This window comes from Pseudomonas sp. P5_A2_2 (genome assembly GCF_054177685.1).
On sequence record NZ_JBGCUL010000316.1, the window covers coordinates 1 to 4,890 of the forward strand.

Below are 4,890 nucleotides of genomic sequence, written 5' to 3' on the forward strand. Positions count from 1 at the left end.
TGGCCTGCCGGCAGGCATCGGCGCCAAGTTCGGTGCACCGCAACGGCCGGGCCTGGTGCTGGTGGGCGACGGTGGTTTCCTCTACACCGCCCAGGAGCTGGCCACGGCTGTTGAAGAACTGGACAGCCCGCTGGTGGTGCTGCTGTGGAACAACGACGCCCTGGGGCAAATCCGCGACGACATGCTCGGCCTGGATATCGAACCCATCGGCGTGTTGCCACGCAACCCGGATTTCGCCGCCCTCGCTCGTGCCTTCGGCTGCACCGTGACTCAGCCGCAAAGCCTGGCCGAGTTGCAGACCGACTTGCGCCAAGGCTTCAAGCGTAACGGCGTGACTTTGATCGAACTCAAGCATGCCTGTGCGCATTGATCTGTATTTCAAGGGGATGAAGCCATGCGCTTTTCCGATCTGACTCAACGTATCGCCGGTGACGGTGCCGCCGCGTGGGATATCCACTACCGCGCCCTGGCACTGCGCGAACAGGGTGAAGACATTCTGCTGTTGTCCGTGGGCGATCCGGATTTCGACACGCCACAGCCTATCGTGCAGGGCGCCATCGACAGCCTGCTGAGCGGCAACACTCACTACGCCGAGGTGCGTGGCAAGCGTGCCCTGCGTGAAGCCATTGCCAGGCGTCATCAGCAGCGCAGCGGCCAGTCCGTTTCGGCGGATCAGGTCACCGTGCTGGCCGGGGCGCAATGCGCGCTGTTCAGCGTGGCGCAATGTGTGCTCAATCCAGGTGACGAGGTGATCGTCGCCGAACCGATGTACGTCACCTACGAAGCGGTGTTCGGGGCTTGCGGCGCCGTGGTGGTGCCGGTGCCCGTGCGCTCGGAAAACGGTTTTCGCGTGCTGCCCGAAGACGTCGCCGCGCGCATCACTGCGCGCACCCGGGCGCTGGCACTGAACAGCCCGCACAATCCGTCCGGCGCGAGTCTGCCGCGCAGCACGTGGGCCGCGTTGGCTGAACTGTGCATCGCCCACGACCTGTGGCTGATTTCCGACGAGGTCTACAGCGAACTGCTGTTCGAAGGCGAGCACATCAGCCCGGCGAGCCTGCCCGGCATGGCCGAGCGCACCGCGACCCTCAACAGCCTGTCGAAATCCCACGCCATGACCGGGTGGCGCGTCGGCTGGGTGGTGGCGCCGCCATCCCTGGCCGCACACCTGGAAAACCTTGCGTTGTGCATGCTCTATGGCTCGCCGGATTTCATTCAGGACGCTGCCGTGGTGGCCCTGGAAAGCAACCTGCCGGAACTGGACGCCATGCGCGAAGCCTATCGCCAGCGTCGCGACCTGGTGTGCGACAGCCTGGTCGATTGCCCCGGCGTGCAGGCATTGAAACCCGATGGCGGGATGTTCGTGATGCTCGATATCCGCCAGACCGGGCTCAGCGCCCAGGCGTTTGCCGACCGTCTGCTGGATCGTCACGGTGTGTCGGTATTGGCTGGCGAGGCCTTTGGTCCGAGCGCGGCGGGGCATATTCGCCTCGGTCTGGTGGTCGGTGCCGAACCGCTGCGCGATGCCTGCCAACGCATTGCCCGTTGTGCTCAAGAACTGATGGAGGCTCAGCTACATGCTTAACCACAAAGCGTTGTTTATTGATGGTCGCTGGCAGAAACCTTCTGGGCAGGGCATCGCCGAGGTGATCAACCCGGCCACCGAAGAAGTGTGCGGCAGTGTTCCGCTCGGTGATGAACTTGATGTCGAAAACGCCGTGGCGGCTGCGCGCCGGGCCTTCGACTCATGGTCGCGCACACCGTCCAGCGTACGTGCCGGTTACATCCGAGCACTGGTCGATCAATTGCGTGCCCGCGCCGATGAGATGGCCGCGGTCATCACCACGGAACTGGGCATGCCGGTGCAATGGTGCCGCTCGGTACAGGTCGATGGGCCGATCACTGGCCTTGAGCAGTACGTCGAACTGGCTCATCTCATGGACGAAGTGCGCGAAGTCGGCAACTCGCTGGTGATCCGCGAGGCGGTGGGTGTCTGCGCGTTCATCAACCCGTGGAACTACCCGCTGCACCAGTTGATCGGCAAACTCGCCCCGGCCCTGGCCGCCGGTTGCACCGTGGTGGTCAAACCGAGCCAGGAAACCCCGCTGCATGCCTTCCTGCTGGCGCAGATGATCGAGGACATCGGCCTGCCGGCCGGGGTGTTCAACCTGGTCAGCGGCCCGGGCTCGAAAGTCGGCGAAGCGCTGGTCAAGCACCCGGACGTGGATATGGTGTCGTTCACCGGTTCCACCGGCGCCGGGGTACGGGTCGCGCAAGCGGCGGCACCTTCAGTCAAGCGCGTGTGCCTGGAGCTGGGCGGCAAGTCGCCGCTGCTGATCGCCGAGGATGCGGATCTGGCAGCGGCCGTGCGCTACGGCGTGCAGGACGTGATGATCAACTCCGGCCAGACCTGCACCGCGCTGACCCGCATGCTGCTGCCGGCCAGCCGCTACGCCGAGGCCGTCGAACTGGCGCTGGCCGAAACCCTGAACCTGCGCATGGGCGATCCCCTTGACCCGCAAAGCTTCCTCGGTCCGATGTGTTCGGCCGGGCAAAAACGCACCGTGCATGACTACATCAAGGTCGGCCAACAGGAAGGCGCACGGCTGCTGTGCGGCGGTGACATGCCGGGGCGCGGCTTCTATGTCAGCCCGACGCTGTTCGCCGATGTCGACAACCGCATGCGCATCGCCCAGGAAGAAATCTTCGGCCCGGTGCTGTGCCTGATTCCCTACAACGATGAGGCGCAAGCGATCCAGATCGCCAACGACTCGCCGTTCGGCCTGTCCAGCGGCGTCTGGGCCGGCAGTGCCGAGCGCGCCTTGCATTTGGGTCGCCAACTGCGTGCAGGCCAGTGCTTCCTCAATGGCGCAACGTTCAATTATCAGGCGCCGTTCGGTGGCTACAAACAGTCGGGCAACGGTCGCGAATGGGGTGAGGAGGGGCTGAACGAGTTCGTCGAAGTGAAGGCGATCCAGGTGTGACGGTTGGCGACTCGAACTGTTCATCACCCACTGCTCCACACCTTCAATCGATACGCTGGGAAAAGTCTAAGGAATCACCATGAAAGTACTGATCGTCCACGCCCACCCGGAGCCGCAATCCTTTACCGCCGCCCTGCGTGACCAGGCCGTCACCACCCTCGAAGCCCAAGGCCACGAAGTGCAGGTCAGCGACCTGTACAAAATGAACTGGAACCCGGTGGCCAGCGACGCGGACTTTTCCTCACGGGAAAACCCCGAGTACCTGGTCTATGCCCTTGAGCAACGCCTGGGCGTGAAGAGCCAGTCACTGGCGCCGGACATCCAGGCGGAACTGGACAAACTGCTGTGGGCCGACCTGCTGATCCTCAACTTCCCGATCTTCTGGTTCTCCACCCCGGCCATGCTCAAGGGCTGGATCGATCGGGTGCTGGTGTCGGGCATCTGCTATGGCGGCAAGCGTTTCTACGATCAGGGTGGATTGGCCGGGAAGAAGGCACTGGTGACCGTGACCCTTGGCGGCCGCGAACACATGTTCGGCGAAGGCGCGATTCATGGCCCGCTGGAGGACATGCTGCGGCCGATCCTGCGTGGCACCCTGGCTTACGTCGGGTTCGATGTGCTGGAACCCTTCGTGGCCTGGCATGTGCCGTACATCAGTGAAGAGGCGCGCCAGCAATTTCTGATTGATTACGGGCAGCGGCTGCAGCACCTGAATGATGACCAGCCGCTGGTGTTTCCGAAGTTGGCGCAGTTCGATGACAAGCTCTATCCACTGACCACCAATGCCTGACTGACACCACAACCCCCTGTGGGAGGGGCCCGCGATGAAGGTATCAGCTTCAACATCCATGTTGACTGAGCCTCCGCCATCGCGAACAGGCTCGCTCCTGCACAACTCCAACCGCTTGTTCGGAAGTCCTTCTCTGCGGGGCCGTTGAACTACACTTTTCAGTTGCTCCATCCGATCGGCAGGGCGACGCATGGCGTCGCTTGCCATCCGCCAGTCGCCCCAAGGCTTGCCCGTGTGGCAAGCCTGTCGGAGGTCATCATGAGAAGGTTTTCATCGCTTAGCCTGTGCCTTGCCTTGTCGGTTTTGAGTGCCCCGCTTTGGGCGCAATCGGTGGTGCCGATGAAAGGGCAAAGTTCGCAACAAACCCAGGCCGACATCAACGAATGCAACAGCATCGCCGCCAGCCAGAGTGCCTCGACGACTTCCACGCCTTCCGGCGGGAGGGTCAAGGGTGCCGCTGTGGGGGCTGCCGCCGGCGCGACGGCTGCCCAGGTGCGCGGCAATCGGCACGACGAGGCTTATGACCGCGTCGATAGTGATGTGCAACAGGAATACCGCCAGAACCGCGCCAAGGAAACCGCGGCCGCCGGCGTCGTGGTCGGCGGTTCGCGCCAGCGTCAGGAACGCCGGGCGGATGAGAAAACCACCCAGGCGAATACCGCGTCGGCCTACAGCAGTTGTTTGCAGGGCAAGGGTTATCAGGTCAACCCTTGAGCCAGGTACGGAACACACTGTGGGAGCGAGCTTGCTCGCGATGGCGCAGGATCAGTCGGCATAGATGTTTGATGTGCCGCCCTCATAGCGAGCAAGCTCGCTCCCACAGGTCCGGTCACGAGCACAATTTCCGGGGATTGAGCTCGCTGTTTCAAGGAAACAGACGGGTAAGGAAACTGCCTGTAGCTCTAATCTGACAACCGTTCATCGGTGAACTACGCTGCGATACGTACCCTCGATCTGAATTTCGTGACGTAAGGATCCGACACATGCGGAGCAGGCTGCTCGCTGTAATGTTTACTGTTTTCGGGATGTTTTGGTCGGTGCAACTGTGGGCCGAGGATGCACCGAAAGTGGTTGATGCTCCCGTTGAATTGAAAGTGGCCAACCGCAGCATCATGG

The 4,890-nt window shown here is 62.7% G+C and carries 5 protein-coding genes; all 5 read left to right on the forward strand.

The window, feature by feature from the left end:
- Positions 1-370, forward strand: a 370-nt coding sequence (locus ACXRVY_RS17215; RefSeq protein WP_458237837.1) for a thiamine pyrophosphate-dependent enzyme, incomplete at its 5' end; no start/stop codon positions are given.
- A gap of 24 nt (positions 371-394) precedes the next feature.
- A complete protein-coding gene (locus ACXRVY_RS17220; protein WP_223460720.1) occupies positions 395-1,585 on the forward strand; it encodes a pyridoxal phosphate-dependent aminotransferase in 1,191 nt (396 codons plus the stop codon).
- Positions 1,578-2,984, forward strand: coding sequence for an aldehyde dehydrogenase family protein (locus ACXRVY_RS17225; RefSeq protein ID WP_223460718.1), 1,407 nt, complete (start codon positions 1,578-1,580; stop codon positions 2,982-2,984). Before ACXRVY_RS17220 ends, ACXRVY_RS17225 begins: the two co-directional genes overlap by 8 nt.
- Before the next feature lie 79 nt (positions 2,985-3,063).
- Complete coding sequence (locus tag ACXRVY_RS17230; protein WP_223460716.1) at positions 3,064-3,774, forward strand: NAD(P)H-dependent oxidoreductase; 711 nt, start codon at positions 3,064-3,066, stop codon at positions 3,772-3,774.
- A gap of 258 nt (positions 3,775-4,032) precedes the next feature.
- Entirely contained in the window at positions 4,033-4,488 is a 456-nt protein-coding gene (locus tag ACXRVY_RS17235) for a YMGG-like glycine zipper-containing protein (protein ID WP_223460714.1), read from the forward strand.
- The last annotated feature ends 402 nt before the right edge of the window (positions 4,489-4,890 follow it).

What these genes read in the sequence shown, in the direction of transcription:
- ACXRVY_RS17220 (WP_223460720.1), top strand. Translation starts at nt 395, where the DNA reads ATGCGCTTTTCCGATCTGACTCAACGTATCGCCGGTGACGGTGCCGCC.
- ACXRVY_RS17225 (WP_223460718.1), top strand. Translation starts at nt 1,578, where the DNA reads ATGCTTAACCACAAAGCGTTGTTTATTGATGGTCGCTGGCAGAAACCT.
- ACXRVY_RS17230 (WP_223460716.1), top strand. Translation starts at nt 3,064, where the DNA reads ATGAAAGTACTGATCGTCCACGCCCACCCGGAGCCGCAATCCTTTACC.
- ACXRVY_RS17235 (WP_223460714.1), top strand. Translation starts at nt 4,033, where the DNA reads ATGAGAAGGTTTTCATCGCTTAGCCTGTGCCTTGCCTTGTCGGTTTTG.